This is a genomic window from Stenotrophomonas sp. Y-13 (assembly GCF_046267925.1).
Taxonomy (GTDB): Bacteria; Pseudomonadota; Gammaproteobacteria; order Xanthomonadales; family Xanthomonadaceae; genus Stenotrophomonas; species Stenotrophomonas acidaminiphila_A.
On record NZ_CP176501.1, the window covers coordinates 813,237 to 830,806 of the forward strand.

The following is a 17,570-nucleotide window of genomic DNA, read 5'->3' on the forward strand; positions in this document are numbered from 1 at the left end:
GGAGTGCAATGGCTCTCAATCTGTCCCAGAAGCAAGAAGTAGTCGCCGAACTGGCAGACGTCGCCGCCAAGGCCCACTCCTTGATCGCAGCCGAATACGCTGGCACCACGGTCGCCCAGATGACCGCGATGCGCAAGCAGGCCCGCGAAACCGGCGTTTTCTTGAAGGTTGTCAAGAACACGCTGGCCGCGCGCGCCGTCGAAGGCACCGATTTCGCAGTCGCTAAGGACCAGATGGTCGGTCCGCTGCTGTATGCGTTTTCGCTCGAGGAGCCCGGCGCCGCCGGTCGCCTGATCAAGGAAGCAGCCAAGGGCAACGACAAGCTGAAGGCGAAGGTCGTGGCGATCGGTGGGGAAATCTTCCCGGCCAGCCACGTCGACGTGCTGGCATCGCTGCCGACCCGTGATCAGGCCCTGGCCATGCTGGCCCGCGTCCTGACCGAGCCGGTCACCATGTTCGCGCGCGCCGTCAAGGCTGTTGGTGAGAAGCAGAACGGTGGTGCGGCTGTCGAAGCTGCCGAGCCGGCCGCTGAAACCGCCTGAGTTCGACGTTCCCGTGGTTCTGAATAGAACCTCAATCCAGAATATTTTCCAAAGGTAATCAAAATGTCCCTTACCAACGAACAGATCGTCGACGCCATCGCCGAGAAGTCCCTGATGGAAGTGATGGAGCTGGTCAAGGCCATCGAAGACAAGTTCGGCGTTTCCGCCGCCGCCCCGGTCATGGCCGTCGCCGCTGCCGGCCCGGCCGCTGCCGTCGAAGAGCAGACCGAGTTCAACGTCATCCTGAAGGATGCCGGCGCCAAGAAGGTCGAAGTCATCAAGGCCGTGCGCGCCATCACCGGCCTGGGCCTGAAGGAAGCGAAGGATCTGGCCGAGGCCGGTGGCGTCGTGAAGGAAGGCGCTTCGAAGGAAGACGCCGAGAAGTTCAAGAAGGAACTGGAAGCCGCCGGCGCCACCGTCGAGCTGAAGTAAGCAGTTCCCTTGCGTCGCCATCGAATCACGGCGATGCAGCCAGGGCTGGGGGCCTAAAGCCCCCGGCCTTTGGTCGTTGTAGAGCCGGGCATGCCCGGTGCGGTGAAAAGCCTAACACGGGCTGCGTTCCAACCCCGGCCGGCCCGCGCATCGCGCGGCGGGCAGGGCGGCAGGCAGACGAGTTGGCAGTTGGAAGTAGCGGGAGAAGGCGTGCTGGTGCCGGCAATACCAGCGACTTCCAACTGACAATTTAAAAGTTCCCTTCCGGGTCGTGGACGCACGGCCCGCACAACAAGGTGGAAGATCCCATGACGTCCTATTCGTACACCGAAAAAAAGCGCATCCGCAAGGATTTCGGCAAGCAGCGCTCGATCCTCGAGGTGCCGTTCCTGCTCGCCATCCAGGTCGACTCCTACCGCGAGTTCCTGCAGGAAAACGTTGACCCGGCCAAGCGCTCCGACCACGGCCTGCATGCCGCGCTGAAGTCGGTGTTCCCGATCTCCAGCTACAGCGGCAACGCCGCCCTGGAGTACGTGGGCTACAAGCTGGGCGAGCCGGTGTTCGACGAGCGCGAGTGCCGCCAGCGTGGCATGAGCTACGGCGCGCCGCTGCGCGTGACCGTGCGCCTGGTCATCTACGACAAGGAATCGTCCACCAAGGCGATCAAGTACGTGAAGGAGCAGGAGGTCTACCTCGGCGAAATCCCGCTGATGACCGACAACGGCACCTTCATCGTCAACGGCACCGAGCGCGTCATCGTTTCGCAGCTGCACCGTTCGCCGGGCGTGTTCTTCGACCACGACCGCGGCAAGACCCACAGCTCGGGCAAGCTGCTGTACAGCGCCCGCATCATTCCCTACCGCGGCTCCTGGCTGGACTTCGAGTTCGACCCGAAGGACGCGCTGTTCACCCGTATCGACCGCCGCCGCAAGCTGCCGGTGTCGATCCTGCTGCGCGCGCTCGGCTACAACAACGAAGAAATGCTCAACGAGTTCTTCGACATCAACACCTTCCACATCCTGCCGGAAGGCGAGGGCGTGCAGTTGGAGCTGGTGGCCGAACGCCTGCGCGGCGAGACCCTGGGCTTCGACCTGGCCGATGGCGACAAGGTCATCGTGGAAGCCGGCAAGCGCATCACCGCGCGCCACGTCAAGCAGCTGCAGGCCTCGGGCATCGCCGCGCTGGCCGTGCCGGACGACTACCTGGTCGGCCGCATCCTGTCGCACGACGTGGTCGACGCCAACACCGGCGAACTGCTGGCCCAGGCCAACGACGAGATCACCGAAGAACAGCTGCAGAACTTCCGCAAGGCCGGCGTCGACGCGGTCGGCACCCTGTGGGTGAACGACCTGGACCGTGGCCCGTACCTGTCCAACACCCTGCGCATCGACCCGACCAAGACCCAGCTCGAGGCCCTGGTCGAGATCTACCGCATGATGCGCCCGGGCGAGCCGCCGACCAAGGACGCCGCGCAGAACCTGTTCCACAACCTGTTCTTCACCTTCGAGCGCTACGACCTGTCGACGGTCGGCCGCATGAAGTTCAACCGTCGCGTCGGCCGCAAGGAAGTCACCGGCGAAGCCGTGCTGTACGACAGCAAGTACTTCGGCGAGCGCAACGACGAAGAATCCAAGCGCCTGGTCTCCACCCATGGCGACGGTTCCGACATCCTGGACGTGATCAAGGTCCTGACCGAGATCCGCAACGGCCGTGGCGTGGTCGACGACATCGACCACCTGGGCAACCGCCGCGTGCGTTCGGTCGGCGAAATGGCCGAGAACGTGTTCCGCGTGGGCCTGGTCCGCGTCGAGCGCGCGGTCAAGGAGCGCCTGTCGATGGCCGAGTCCGAGGGCCTGACCCCGCAGGAGCTGATCAACGCCAAGCCGGTCGCCGCTGCCATCAAGGAGTTCTTCGGCTCCTCGCAGCTGTCGCAGTTCATGGACCAGAACAACCCGCTGTCGGAAGTGACCCACAAGCGTCGCGTCTCGGCGCTGGGCCCGGGCGGCCTGACCCGCGAGCGCGCCGGCTTCGAAGTCCGCGACGTGCACCCGACCCATTACGGCCGCGTCTGCACCATCGAAACCCCGGAAGGCCCGAACATCGGCCTGATCAACTCGCTGGCGGTGTTCGCCCGCACCAACCAGTACGGCTTCCTCGAGACGCCGTACCGCAAGGTCGTGGACGGTAAGGTCACCGACGACGTCGAGTACCTGTCGGCGATCGAGGAGAACGAGTACGTCATCGCCCAGGCCAACGCCCTGACCGATGCCAAGAACATGCTCACCGAGCAGTTCGTGCCGTGCCGTTACCAGGGCGAGTCGCTGCTGAAGCCGCCGGCGGAAGTGCACTTCATGGACGTCTCGCCGATGCAGACCGTGTCGGTCGCCGCGGCGCTGGTGCCGTTCCTGGAGCACGACGACGCCAACCGCGCACTGATGGGCGCGAACATGCAGCGCCAGGCCGTTCCGACCCTGCGTGCGCAGAAGCCGCTGGTCGGCACCGGCATCGAGCGTGCCGTGGCGCGTGACTCGGGCGTGACCGTGAATGCCCGTCGCGGTGGCGAGATCGTGCAGATCGACGCCGGCCGCATCGTGGTCAAGGTCAACGAGAACGAGATCACCGACGCCACCGACGCCGGCGTCGACATCTACAACCTGATCAAGTACACCCGCTCGAACCAGAACACCTGCATCAACCAGCGTCCGCTGGTGAAGGTGGGCGACGTCATCGCCCGCGGCGACGTGCTGGCCGACGGTCCGTCGACCGACATCGGCGAGCTGGCCCTGGGCCAGAACATGCTGATCGCGTTCATGCCGTGGAACGGCTACAACTTCGAAGACTCCATCCTGCTCTCCGAGCGCGTGGTGGAAGAGGATCGCTACACCACGATCCACATCGAGGAGCTGACCTGCGTCGCGCGCGACACCAAGCTGGGGCCGGAGGAAATCTCGGCCGACATCCCGAACGTCTCCGAGCAGGCGCTGAACCGCCTGGACGAGAGCGGCGTGGTGTACATCGGTGCGGAAGTCCGCGCCGGCGACATCCTGGTGGGCAAGGTCACGCCGAAGGGCGAGAGCCAGCTGACCCCGGAAGAGAAGCTGCTGCGCGCGATCTTCGGCGAGAAGGCGTCCGACGTTAAGGACAGCTCGCTGCGCGTGCCGCCGGGCATGGACGGCACCGTCATCGACGTGCAGGTCTTCACCCGCGACGGCATCGAGAAGGACAAGCGCGCGCGCCAGATCGAAGAGAACGAGATCAAGCGCGTCAAGAAGGACTTCGACGACCAGTTCCGCATCCTGGAAGCGGCGATCTACGCGCGCCTGCGTTCGCAGATCGTGGGCAAGGTGGCCAATGGCGGTGCCGGCCTGAAGAAGGGCGACACCATCACCGACGCCTTCCTGGACGGCCTGAAGAAGGCCGACTGGTTCACCCTGCGCATGAAGGACGAGGACGCTTCGGAAGCCATCGAGCGCGCCCAGAAGCAGATCCAGGCGCACGAGAAGGAGTTTGAGCGCCGCTTCGCCGACAAGCGCGGCAAGATCACCCAGGGCGACGATCTGGCCCCGGGCGTGCTGAAGATGGTCAAGGTGTTCCTGGCGGTGAAGCGCCGCATCCAGCCGGGCGACAAGATGGCAGGCCGCCACGGCAACAAGGGTGTGGTCTCCAACGTGGTGCCGGTCGAGGACATGCCGTACATGGCCGACGGTACCTCGGTGGACATCTGCCTGAACCCGCTGGGCGTGCCGTCGCGCATGAACATCGGCCAGATCCTCGAAGTGCACCTGGGCTGGGCCGCCAAGGGCCTGGGCAAGCGCATCCAGAAGATGCTGGAGCAGCAGCGCGCGGTGAGCGAGCTGCGCGAGTTCCTCGGCAAGATCTACAACCACGACAGCAAGCTGTCCGGTGATCGCGTCGACCTGTCGCAGTTCAGCGACGAGGAGCTGGTGGCGCTGGCCAAGAATCTGACCGACGGCGTGCCGATGGCGACCCCGGTGTTCGACGGCGCGCACGAGGACGAGATCCGCGAGATGCTGAACCTGGCATACCCGGATGGCGACAAGGACACCGAGCAGCTGGGCTTCAACGCCAGCAAGACGCAGATGCAGCTGTACGACGGCCGCACCGGCGAGGCTTTCGACCGCAAGACCACCGTCGGCTACATGCACTACCTGAAGCTGAACCACCTGGTCGACGACAAGATGCACGCCCGTTCGACCGGTCCGTACTCGCTCGTCACCCAGCAGCCGCTGGGCGGCAAGGCGCAGTTCGGCGGCCAGCGCTTCGGTGAGATGGAAGTCTGGGCGCTGGAAGCCTACGGCGCGGCCTACACCCTGCAGGAAATGCTGACGGTGAAGTCCGACGACGTGCAGGGCCGCAACCAGATGTACAAGAACATCGTCGACGGCGAGCACGAGATGGTCGCGGGCATGCCGGAGTCCTTCAACGTGCTGGTGAAGGAAATCCGCTCCCTGGCCATCAACATGGAACTGGAAGACAACTGATCGAGCAGGCGCCGCCGCAGTGATGCGGCGGCGCCGCCGGCAGCGCCCTGACAGCCCATCGACACAGCATTCCTCCTTTCGGAGAACACCATGAAAGACCTGCTCAATCTCTTCAACCAGCAGCGCCAGACGCTGGACTTCGACGCGATCAAGATCGGCCTGGCTTCGCCGGACCTGATCCGCTCGTGGTCCTTCGGCGAGGTGAAGAAGCCGGAAACCATCAATTACCGCACCTTCAAGCCGGAACGCGACGGCCTGTTCTGCGCCGCCATCTTCGGCCCGGTGAAGGACTACGAGTGCCTGTGCGGCAAGTACAAGCGCATGAAGCACCGCGGCGTCGTGTGCGAGAAGTGCGGCACCGAAGTGACCCTGGCCAAGGTGCGCCGCGAGCGCATGGGCCACATCGACCTGGCTTCGCCGGTCGCCCACATCTGGTTCCTCAAGTCGCTGCCGTCGCGCATCGGCCTGATGCTGGACATGACCCTGCGCGACATCGAGCGCGTGCTGTACTTCGAAGCGTACGTGGTGACCGAGCCGGGCCTGACCGCCCTGGAGCGCCGCCAGCTGCTGACCGAAGAGCAGTACCTGCAGGCGCGGCAGGAGCACGGTGACGACTTCGACGCCGCCATGGGCGCCGAGGCCGTGTACGAGCTGCTGCGCACCATCGACCTGCAGGCCGAGATGGTGAAGCTGAAGGAGGAGATCGCCTCCACCGGTTCGGAAACCAAGCTCAAGCGCCTGACCAAGCGCATCAAGCTGGTCGAGGCCTTCCTGGAATCGGGCAACCGTCCGGAATGGATGGTCATGACCGTGCTGCCGGTGCTGCCGCCGGACCTGCGCCCGCTGGTGCCGCTGGACGGTGGCCGCTTCGCGACCTCCGACCTGAACGACCTGTACCGCCGCGTCATCAACCGCAACAACCGCCTGCGCCGCCTGCTGGAGCTCAACGCGCCGGACATCATCGTGCGCAACGAAAAGCGCATGCTGCAGGAATCGGTTGACGCGCTGCTGGACAACGGCCGCCGCGGCCGCGCCATCACCGGCACCAACAAGCGCCCGCTCAAGTCGCTGGCCGACATGATCAAGGGCAAACAGGGTCGCTTCCGCCAGAACCTGCTCGGCAAGCGCGTGGACTACTCGGGCCGTTCGGTGATCACCGTCGGTCCGTACCTGAAGCTGCACCAGTGCGGCCTGCCGAAGAAGATGGCGCTGGAGCTGTTCAAGCCGTTCGTGTTTGCCAAGCTGCAGCGTCGCGGCCTGGCCACCACCATCAAGGCCGCCAAGAAGCTGGTCGAGCGCGAGGAAGGCGAGGTCTGGGACATCCTGGAAGAAGTCATCCGCGAGCATCCGGTGCTGCTGAACCGCGCGCCGACCCTGCACCGCCTCGGCATCCAGGCGTTCGAGCCGCTGCTGATCGAAGGCAAGGCGATCCAGCTGCACCCGCTGGTCTGCACCGCGTTCAACGCCGACTTCGACGGTGACCAGATGGCCGTGCACGTGCCGCTTTCGCTGGAAGCCCAGCTGGAAGCGCGTGCGCTGATGATGTCCACCAACAACATCCTGTCGCCGGCCAACGGCGAGCCGATCATCGTGCCGTCGCAGGACGTGGTGTTGGGCCTGTACTACCTCAGCCGCGCCCTGATCAACAAGAAGGGCGAGGGCATGGTGTTCGCCAACACCAACGAAGTGAAGCGCGCCTACGACAACCGCGTGGTTGAGCTGCACGCCAAGGTCAAGGTGCGCATCACCCAGGTCGAGCGCGACGAACAGGGCAACAAGGTCAGCAGGACCTCGATCCAGGACACGACCGTCGGCCGTGCGCTGCTGAGCGAGATCATGCCCGAGGGCCTGCCGTTCGAGCTGTGCAACACCGAGATGACCAAGAAGAACATCTCGCGCCTGATCAACCAGAGCTACCGTCTGCTCGGCCTGAAGGACACCGTGGTGTTCGCCGACAAGCTGATGTACACCGGCTACGCCTACGCGACCCGCGCCGGCGTGTCGATCGGCATCGACGACATGCTGATCCCGGACGAGAAGAAGGGCATCCTGGGCGAAGCCGAGCAGGAAGTGCTGGAAATCCAGGAGCAGTACCAGTCGGGCCTGGTCACCGCCGGCGAGCGCTACAACAAGGTGGTCGACATCTGGTCGCGTACCAACGAGCGCATCGCCAAGGCGATGATGGAAACCATCGGTACCGAAAAGGTCGAGGACGCCGAGGGCAAGCTGGTCGACCAGAAGTCGATGAACTCGCTGTACATCATGGCCGACTCCGGCGCCCGTGGTAGCCAGGCGCAGATCCGCCAGCTGGCCGGCATGCGTGGCCTGATGGCGCGCCCGGATGGCTCGATCATCGAGACGCCCATCAAGGCGAACTTCCGCGAAGGCCTGAACGTGCAGGAGTACTTCAACTCCACCCACGGTGCCCGTAAGGGTCTGGCCGATACCGCGCTGAAGACCGCGAACTCCGGTTACCTGACCCGCCGCCTGGTCGACGTGGCGCAGGACGTGGTGATCACCGAAGTCGACTGCGGTACCGTCGATGGCCTGACCATGACCCCGATCGTGGAAGGCGGTGACGTGGTCGAGCCGCTGAAGGACCGCGTGCTGGGCCGCGTCGTGGCCGAGGACGTGTTCCTGCCGGGCAACGACGAGGATCCGATCGTCACCCGCAACACGCTGCTCGACGAAGCCTGGGTGCAGAAGCTCGAGGACGCCGGCGTGCAGTCGATCAAGGTGCGCTCGACCATCACCTGCGAAAGCTCGTTCGGCGTGTGCTCGCGCTGCTACGGCCGCGACCTGGCCCGTGGCCACCTGGTCAACATCGGCGAAGCGGTCGGCGTCATCGCCGCGCAGTCGATCGGTGAGCCGGGTACCCAGCTGACCATGCGTACGTTCCACATCGGTGGCGCGGCATCGCGTGCGGCGGCGGTGGACAACATCACGGTCAAGACCACCGGTTCGGTGAAGTTCAACAACCTCAAGCACGTCGACCACGCCAACGGTTCGCTGGTGGCGGTGTCGCGTTCGGGCGAAGTGTCGGTGCTCGACGCCCACGGCCGCGAGCGCGAGCGCTACAAGCTGCCGTACGGTGCCACCATCACGGTCAAGGACGGTGCCGAGATCAAGGCCGGCCAGACCGTGGCCAACTGGGATCCGCACAACCACCCGATCGTGTCGGAAGTGGCCGGCTTCATCCGCTTCATCGACTTCATCGACGGCGTCACCGTCATCGAGAAGACCGACGAGCTGACCGGCCTGGCCTCGCGCGAGATCACCGATCCGAAGCGTCGTGGCTCGCAAGCCAAGGATCTGCGTCCGCTGGTGCGCATCGTCGATGCCAAGGGCAACGACCTGACCATCCCGGGCACCGACCTGCCGGCGCAGTACCTGCTGCCGCCGCGCTCGATCGTCAACCTGCAGGACGGCGCCCCGGTGGGCGTGGGCGACGTGGTCGCCAAGATCCCGCAGGAAGCGTCCAAGACCCGCGACATCACCGGTGGTCTGCCGCGCGTGGCCGACCTGTTCGAGGCGCGCAAGCCGAAGGATCCGGCGATCCTTGCCGAGCGTTCGGGCATCATCAGCTTCGGCAAGGACACCAAGGGCAAGCAGCGCCTGATCATCAAGGACACCGATGGTTCCGAGCACGAGGAGCTGATTCCGAAGTACCGCCAGATCATCGTGTTCGAAGGCGAGCACGTCAGCCGCGGTGAAACCATCGTGGACGGCGAGCCGAGCCCGCAGGACATCCTGCGCCTGAAGGGCGTGGAGGAGCTGGCGCGCTACCTGGTCAAGGAAATCCAGGATGTGTACCGCCTGCAGGGCGTGAAGATCAACGACAAGCACATCGAGGTGATCTCGCGCCAGATGCTGCGCAAGGTCGAGATCGTCGACCAGGGCGGCAGCAAGTTCCTCAATGGCGAGCAGGCCGAGCGCCAGCGCGTGATCGAGGAAAATGCCAAGCTGGTGACCCGCAACGAGCTGCCGGCCCGCTTCGAGCCGGTGCTGCTGGGCATCACCAAGGCCTCGCTGGCGACCGAGTCGTTCATCTCGGCCGCGTCGTTCCAGGAGACCACCCGCGTGCTGACCGAGGCGGCCGTGCGCGGCACCGCGGACAACCTGCGCGGCCTGAAGGAAAACGTGATCGTCGGCCGCCTGATTCCGGCCGGTACCGGTCTTGCGTACCACACCAAGCGCCGTCGCGGCGCCTCCGGCCTGACCGAGTCGGAGATCGAGACCCTGGCCGGTACGGCAGTGGCGGTCGAGTCGGAGGTTGCGTCGGCTGAAGCTGAACAGGCTGCAGGCGGCGAGGAGTGAGGTAGGTCCGGCCATTGGCCGGGCGCTTTGAAGAACCGCCGGTCCGCCCGGGCCGGTGGTTCAACCTGAACGGGGTACATGGAGGCCCCCCTGTAACGGCCCGGGATCAGGGCTGGCCTGGAAGGGGCGCGTTTGACTGCGTTCTGGACGGGTTGCTACAATCGTCTGTCTCGGCAGGCCTGAATTTCGGGCCTGCTTTCCATTTTCCGCATCTGGCCGTTTTTGCGGCCCCAATCAGAAGAACCTACTGATGGCGACGATCAACCAGCTGGTCCGCAAGCCGCGGCAAGCGACCACCTACAAGAGTGCCTCGCCGGCGCTCGACAAGTGCCCGCAGCGCCGTGGCGTCTGCACCCGTGTCTACACCACCACCCCGAAGAAGCCGAACTCGGCTCTGCGCAAGGTTGCCAAGGTCCGCCTGACCAACCAGGAAGAGGTCATTTCCTACATCGGTGGTGAAGGCCACAACCTGCAGGAGCACTCCGTGGTCCTGATCCGCGGCGGTCGCGTCAAGGACCTGCCGGGTGTGCGTTACCACACCGTTCGCGGCTCGCTCGACGCCGCCGGCGTCGCCAAGCGTCGCCAGGCCCGTTCCAAGTACGGCGCCAAGCGTCCGAAGGCCTAAGGAGAGAGCACTATGTCGCGTAAGGGTAATACTCCGCAGCGTTCCGTCCTGCCCGATCCGAAGCACGGAAGCGAAACCATCGCCCGCTTCATCAACATGGTCATGCAGAGCGGCAAGAAGTCGGTCGCCGAGAAGATCGTGTACGGCGCCATGGACGTGATCGGCGAAAAGAATCCGAATGCCATCGAGCTGGTGCAGAAGGCGCTGGACAACGTGGCTCCGGCCGTCGAAGTGAAGTCCCGCCGTGTCGGCGGCGCCACCTACCAGGTGCCGGTCGAAGTGCGCGCCTCGCGCAAGATGGCGCTGGCCATGCGCTGGCTGATTGAGTCGGCCCGCAAGCGCGGCGAGAACTCGATGCCGCGCAAGCTGGCCGCCGAGCTGCTGGACGCCTCGGAAAACCGTGGCGGCGCCATCAAGAAGCGTGAAGAAACCCACCGCATGGCGGAAGCGAACAAGGCGTTCGCGCACTACCGCTGGTGAGTTTGAAGGCCTTGTGAACACAGGCCGGTGACACCATCTGGGTGTCACCTCGCGGTGGCAGAATCGCCGCGTCAACCCGAAGGCCGCCGAAAGGCGGCGTTCGGCCATTCCGAAATCCGAAAAATCTGAGAGGCTCCCCGTGGCCCGCACCACTCCCATCGAGCGTTACCGCAACTTCGGCATCATGGCCCACATCGATGCCGGCAAGACCACCACGTCCGAGCGCATCCTGTTCTACACCGGCAAGAGCCACAAGCTGGGTGAGGTGCACGATGGCGCCGCCACCATGGACTGGATGGAGCAGGAGCAGGAGCGTGGCATCACGATCCAGTCCGCTGCCACCACCGCGTTCTGGAAGGGCATGGACAAGTCCATGCCGGAGCACCGCTTCAACATCATCGATACCCCCGGGCACGTCGACTTCACCATCGAAGTCGAGCGTTCGCTGCGCGTGCTCGACGGCGCGGTGTTCGTGCTGTGCGCCGTCGGTGGCGTGCAGCCGCAGTCCGAGACGGTGTGGCGCCAGGCCAACAAGTACCACGTGCCGCGCATCGCGTTCGTCAACAAGATGGACCGCACCGGCGCCAACTTCTTCAAGGTCCGTGACCAGCTGAAGGCCCGCCTGGGTGCCGTGCCGGTGCCGATGCAGATCCCGGTGGGTGCCGAGGACAACTTCCAGGGCGTGGTCGACCTGGTGAAGATGAAGGCCATCGCGTGGGACGAGAAGTCCCAGGGCATGAGCTTCGAGTACCGCGACATCCCGGCTGAGCTGCAGGCCCAGGCCGAGGAAGCGCGCGCGTTCATGGTCGAGTCGGCCGCCGAAGCCAGCGAAGAGCTGATGGAAAAGTACCTGGGCGGCGAGGAGCTGACCGAGGACGAGATCTACAACGCCCTGCGTATCCGTACGCTGGCGACCGAGATCGTGCCGATGTTCTGCGGCTCGGCGTTCAAGAACAAGGGCGTGCAGGCCATGCTCGACGGCGTCATCAAGCTGCTGCCGTCGCCGGTCGACGTGCCGGCGGTCAAGGGCACCGACATCGACGACGAGAGCAAGGAAATGTCGCGCGAATCCAGCGACAAGGCCCCGTTCTCGGCGCTGGCGTTCAAGATCATGACCGACCCGTTCGTGGGTTCGCTGACCTTCTTCCGCGTCTACTCGGGCGTGCTGAACGCCGGCGACCAGGTGCTGAACTCGGTGCGCAACAAGAAGGAGCGCATCGGCCGCGTGCTGCAGATGCACTCCAACAACCGCGAAGAGATCAAGGAAGTGCTGGCCGGCGACATCGCCGCGGCGGTGGGCCTGAAGGACGTCACCACCGGTGACACCCTGTGCGCCATCGACGCCCCGATCGTCCTGGAGCGCATGGCGTTCCCGGAGCCGGTGATCTCCATGGCGGTCGAGCCGAAGACCAAGTCCGACCAGGAAAAGATGGGCATGGCCCTGGGCCGTCTGGCGCAGGAAGACCCGTCGTTCCGCGTCAAGACCGACGAAGAGTCGGGCCAGACGATCATCTCGGGCATGGGCGAGCTGCACCTGGACATCATCGTCGACCGCCTGAAGCGCGAGTTCAACGTCGAAGCCAACGTCGGCAAACCGCAGGTCGCGTACCGCGAGACCATCCAGGCCGCGGACGTGAAGTCGGACTACAAGCACGCCAAGCAGTCCGGTGGTAAGGGCCAGTACGGTCACGTCGTGATCGAGATGTCCCCGATCACCGCCGCCGACCGCGAGAAGCACGGCGCCGACATCAAGGACGACTTCCTGTTCCTGAACGAGATCACCGGTGGCGTGATTCCGAAGGAATTCATCCCGTCGGTCGAAAAGGGCCTGCGCGAGACCATCACCAGCGGCCCGCTGGCCGGCTTCCCGGTGGTGGACGTGAAGGTCAAGCTGGTGTTCGGTTCGTACCACGACGTCGACTCCTCGGAAATGGCGTTCAAGCTGGCCGCCTCGATGGCGTTCAAGCAGGGCTTCGCCAAGGCCAAGCCGGTGCTGCTGGAGCCGATCATGAAGGTCGAGATCGTGACCCCGGAGGACTACCAGGGCGACGTGATGGGCGACGTGAGCCGTCGCCGCGGCGTGCTGCAGGGTTCGGACACCAGCGTTTCGGGCGTTGTCATCAATGCGATGATCCCGCTGGGCGAAATGTTCGGTTACGCCACCCAGCTGCGTTCGATGACCCAGGGTCGCGCCACGTTCTCGATGGAGTTCGACCACTACGAGCCGGCGCCGAACAACATCGCCGAAACCGTCATCAAGAAGGCCTGAGCCCGCGGGGCTCAGGTTCTCCACACAACTTTCAGCTAATCAAGGAATATCAAAATGTCCAAGGGTAAGTTCGAGCGTACCAAGCCGCACGTCAACGTCGGCACCATCGGCCACGTCGACCATGGCAAGACCACGCTGACCGCCGCGCTGACCAAGATCGGTGCCGAGCGTTTCGGTGGCGAGTTCAAGGACTACTCCTCGATCGACGCCGCGCCGGAAGAGAAGGCACGTGGCATCACGATCTCGACCGCGCACGTCGAGTATGAATCCGCGACCCGCCACTACGCGCACGTGGACTGCCCGGGCCACGCCGACTACGTGAAGAACATGATCACCGGTGCGGCGCAGATGGACGGCGCGATCCTGGTGTGCTCGGCCGCCGACGGCCCGATGCCGCAGACCCGCGAGCACATCCTGCTGTCGCGCCAGGTCGGCGTGCCGTACATCGTCGTGTTCCTGAACAAGGCCGACATGGTGGACGACGCCGAGCTGCTGGAACTGGTCGAGATGGAAGTGCGCGAGCTGCTGAGCAAGTACGACTTCCCGGGCGATGACACCCCGATCGTGCACGGTTCGGCCCGTCTGGCGCTGGAAGGCGACCAGAGCGACATCGGCGTGCCGGCGATCCTGAAGCTGGTCGATGCACTGGACAGCTGGATCCCGACCCCGGAGCGCGACATCGACAAGCCGTTCCTGATGCCGGTGGAAGACGTGTTCTCGATCTCGGGCCGCGGCACCGTGGTGACCGGCCGTATCGAGCGCGGCATCATCAAGGTGGGTGACGAAATCGAAATCGTCGGCATCCGCCCGACCCAGAAGACCACCGTCACCGGCGTGGAAATGTTCCGCAAGCTGCTGGACCAGGGCCAGGCGGGCGACAACGCGGGCCTGCTGCTGCGCGGCACCAAGCGTGACGACGTGGAGCGCGGCCAGGTGCTGGCCAAGCCGGGTTCGATCACCCCGCACACCGAGTTCGAAGCCGAGGTGTACGTGCTGTCCAAGGACGAAGGTGGCCGTCACACCCCGTTCTTCAAGGGCTACCGTCCGCAGTTCTACTTCCGTACCACCGACATCACCGGCGCCGTGCAGCTGCCGGAAGGCGTCGAGATGGTGATGCCGGGCGACAACGTGAAGATGTCGGTCACGCTGATCAACCCGGTGGCGATGGACGAAGGCCTGCGCTTCGCCATCCGCGAAGGCGGCCGCACCGTCGGTGCCGGCGTCGTCGCCAAGATCACCAAGTAATCGCGTTTTCCCCGTTCGCGGGGAGCGTCGGACAAGGGCGGCCTCCGGGCCGCCCTTTTTCGTTGTCGCGGTCGGATGCCGGCGGTCTTGCCGGGGCGTGCGCACGGCGATGCCGGCAGGCGCAGGCGGCCGTGCCCGGCTGGGCGGCTGCCCGGCCCATGCCCGGAGCGGCGGATGCGGGCGTGGCGCCTGGGCGCGGGCGGCGCTCACGCCGGGTGCCGCGCCCTGCGGTCGCCGATGGCGGAAAACGCCCGCTTTCCCGCTCTTGTATCCGTGGGGTGCGCACGGCGCGCCGCAATCCGGTACGGCCGGCATGACCTTCGCTACGTGAATCCGGCGATGGATGCCCCTAAGGTGCCGCATGTGGCGGCGTCGGCCGCCGGCAGGACAAACGAAGGAGAAGACGGATGTTGCGAGGAGTGGGACAGGGGCGGCGCCGGGCGCTTGCAGTGGCGCTGGCGGCGTTCGCGGCGGTGGCGCAGGCAGCGGTGCCGGCACCGAAGGAGCACTTCGGCTTCACCATCGGCGATGACTACATGCTCGCCAACTACACCCAGACCGAAGCCTATTTCCGGAAGGTCGCGGCCACGTCGGACCGCTTCCGGCTGGTGGAGCTGGGCAGGACGTCGGAAGGGCGCCCGCAGCTGATGCTGATCGCTTCGGCGCCGGCCAACCTGGCGCGCCTCGACGAGTACCGCGCCATCTCCGAACGACTGGCGCGGGCGCGCGACGACGCCGCGGTCGCGCGCGGGCTGGCGGAGCAGGGCAAGGCGGTGGTGTGGATCGACGGTGGCCTGCATGCCAACGAAACGGTCGGTGCGCACCAGCTGATCGAGACCGTGTGGCAGCTGGCCAGCCGCGACGATGCCGAGACCCGCCGGATCCTCGACGACACCATCATCCTGCTGGTCCACGCCAACCCGGACGGACAGGAGCTGTACTCGGACTGGTACATGCGCGAGCCGGTGCCGGCCAAACGCGTGCTAGACAAGCCGCCGCGCCTGTACCAGAAGTACGCCGGGCACGACAACAACCGCGACTTCTACATGGCCGCGCTGCAGGAAACGCGCAACCTCAACCTGGCCATGTACACGCGCTGGTACCCGCAGATCGTCTACAACCACCACCAGACCTCGCCCAAGGGCACGGTCATCGTCATCCCGCCGTACCGCGACCCGTACAACTACAACATCGACGCGATGATCCCGGTCGGGCTGGAAGCGCTGGGCTCGGCGATGAACCTGCGTTACCTGCAGGAGGGCAAGCCCGGCGCGGTGTCCAAGGGTGGCAGTGTGTATTCCACCTGGTGGAATGGCGGCCTGCGCACCATGCCGTACTTCCACAACATGCTCGGCGTGCTGACCGAGATCACCGGCAACCCGACGCCGATGCAGATCCCGTTCCTGCCCGAGCGGCAGCTGCCGGACAGCAACCTGCCGGCACCGGTGCCGGCGCAGACCTGGCATTTCCGCCAGTCCATCGACTACAGCCTGACCGCCAACTGGGCGTTGCTGGACTATGCCTCGCGCAATCGCGAACAGCTGCTGTGGAACATCTACCGCATGGGCCGCAACGCCATCGAGCGCGGCAGCCGCGACACCTGGACCCCGCGCCCGAGTGCGCTGGCCGCCGCCCGCGTCGCGGCCGGCAAGGACGGCAAGCCTGCCGCGGAGCTTGATGCCGCCCAGGTCGACGCGCTGCTGCGCAGTCCGGACCAGCGGGATCCGCGCGGCTACATCATTCCGGCCGACCAGGCGGACTTCCCGACCGCGACGGCCTTCGTCAATGCGCTGCAGCTGGCGGGTGTGGAGGTGTCGCGCGCCAGCCGGCCGTTCGCGGTGGCCGGCCGTCGGTACCCGGCCGGCTCGTTCGTGGTCCGGGCCGACCAGGCCTTCCGGCCACACGTGCTGGACATGTTCGAGCCGCAGGACCATCCACATGACTTCGAGTACGAGGGCGGCCCGCCGATCGCGCCCTACGACTCGGCCGGTTGGACGCTGGCCTTCCAGATGGGCGTGGCCTTCGACCGCGTGCTGGAGGGCTTCGACGGCCCCTTCGAGGCGCTGCCGGCCGGGCAGCTGCAGGTGCCGGCCGATGTGCCGGTGCCGGGTTCGGCCAATGGCTACCTACTGGATGCGCGTGCCAACAACAGCGTGATCGCGGTCAATCGCCTGCTGAAGGCGGGCATGCCGGTGCGGCGCCTGCAGGACCGCGACGGCGCCTTCTTCGTGCCGGCGGCCGCGCCCGACGCGCTGGCCGCCGCCCTGCGCGGGACCGGCGTGCGGGCGCTTGCCGCCGACCGGCGGGTCACTGGCGGCGTGCCGGTGAAGGCGCCGCGGATCGCGCTGTGGGACCACTACGGCGGCTCCATGGTGTCCGGTTGGACCCGGCTGGTCCTGGACAGCTTCGGCTTCGACTATGAGGTGGTGTACCCGCGGCAGATCCTCGACGGCGACCTGCGCAGCCGGTTCGACGTGCTGATCCTGCCCAGTGGCGCGCTGCCGCTGCCGGCGGAGCTGGCGGTCGAGGGCCGGGCCGGTCGCGCCCCGGCCTCGCCGGATCCGGCCACCCTCCCGGCCGAGTTCCACCTGCTGCTGGGCGAGCTGCAGGGCGAGGCCGCGGTCGCGGCACTGCGCCGTTTCCTGCAGGCGGGCGGCCATGTCGTGGCGACCGGCTCGTCCAGCGGGCTGGCGCTGCAGTTGGGCCTGCCGCTGCGCAGCCACCTGCAGGTGGCCGGCGCCGATGGCCAGCCCAGGGCCCTGAGCCAGCGCGAGTACTACATCCCCGGCAGCGTGCTGCAGGTGGCGGTGGACAAGTCGCGCGCACTCAACTGGGGGCTGCCGCCGCGGCTGGACGTGTACTTCTCCGACGGCCGCTGGGACAATGCGCCGGTGTTCGACCTGCCGGCCGACCGCGCCGACATCCGTCCGCTGCTGCGCTTCGATACGGCCACCCCGCTGCGCAGCGGCTGGGCCTGGGGCCAGGAGTACCTGCAGGGCGGGGTGCTGGCCGCCGAGGCCGACGTCGGCGCCGGGCGCCTGACCTTCTTCGGCACGGACATCACCTTCCGCGCGCAGGCCCACGGCTCGTTCAAGCTGCTGTTCAACAGCCTGCTGCAGACCGCGGCCGACCCGCAATGAGGCGTCGGGGCCGGCATG

9 protein-coding genes are annotated in these 17,570 nt (G+C 66.0%); all 9 read left to right on the top strand.

Going from position 1 to position 17,570, the window contains the following annotated elements; all coding sequences use genetic code 11:
• The first annotated feature begins 8 nt into the window (after window positions 1-8).
• The 9 genes from rplJ (at window position 9) to ACJ7VY_RS03575 (ending at window position 17,552) form a co-directional block, all read left to right on the top strand.
• The gene (gene rplJ, locus ACJ7VY_RS03535) at window positions 9-542 is read left to right on the top strand and encodes a 50S ribosomal protein L10 (RefSeq protein ID WP_104938131.1); all 534 of its coding nucleotides are present in this window, start codon (window positions 9-11) and stop codon (window positions 540-542) included.
• Between the two features lie 63 nt (window positions 543-605).
• Window positions 606-974 carry a 50S ribosomal protein L7/L12 gene (gene rplL, locus ACJ7VY_RS03540; RefSeq protein WP_054663288.1) on the top strand — a complete coding sequence of 123 codons (369 nt, stop codon included), beginning with the start codon at window positions 606-608 and terminating at the stop codon, window positions 972-974.
• Between the two features lie 308 nt (window positions 975-1,282).
• Complete coding sequence (rpoB, locus tag ACJ7VY_RS03545) at window positions 1,283-5,476, top strand: DNA-directed RNA polymerase subunit beta (protein WP_409476378.1); 4,194 nt, start codon at window positions 1,283-1,285, stop codon at window positions 5,474-5,476.
• 90 nt (window positions 5,477-5,566) lie between these two features.
• Window positions 5,567-9,793, top strand: a complete 4,227-nt coding sequence (gene rpoC / locus ACJ7VY_RS03550; protein WP_161613295.1) for a DNA-directed RNA polymerase subunit beta' — start codon at window positions 5,567-5,569, stop codon at window positions 9,791-9,793.
• A 250-nt stretch (window positions 9,794-10,043) separates the two neighbouring features.
• The gene (gene rpsL / locus ACJ7VY_RS03555) at window positions 10,044-10,418 is read left to right on the top strand and encodes a 30S ribosomal protein S12 (RefSeq protein ID WP_004145320.1); all 375 of its coding nucleotides are present in this window, start codon (window positions 10,044-10,046) and stop codon (window positions 10,416-10,418) included.
• A gap of 12 nt (window positions 10,419-10,430) precedes the next feature.
• Complete coding sequence (gene rpsG, locus ACJ7VY_RS03560; RefSeq protein WP_104938134.1) at window positions 10,431-10,898, top strand: 30S ribosomal protein S7; 468 nt, start codon at window positions 10,431-10,433, stop codon at window positions 10,896-10,898.
• Between the two features lie 139 nt (window positions 10,899-11,037).
• Complete coding sequence (gene fusA / locus ACJ7VY_RS03565) at window positions 11,038-13,167, top strand: elongation factor G (RefSeq protein ID WP_161613296.1); 2,130 nt, start codon at window positions 11,038-11,040, stop codon at window positions 13,165-13,167.
• A gap of 54 nt (window positions 13,168-13,221) precedes the next feature.
• On the top strand, window positions 13,222-14,412 hold the full coding sequence (gene tuf / locus ACJ7VY_RS03570) for an elongation factor Tu (RefSeq protein WP_056931948.1): 1,191 nt from the start codon (window positions 13,222-13,224) through the stop codon (window positions 14,410-14,412).
• 407 nt (window positions 14,413-14,819) lie between these two features.
• Entirely contained in the window at window positions 14,820-17,552 is a 2,733-nt protein-coding gene (locus tag ACJ7VY_RS03575; RefSeq protein WP_409476379.1) for a M14 metallopeptidase family protein, read from the top strand.
• Window positions 17,553-17,570 lie beyond the last annotated feature (18 nt).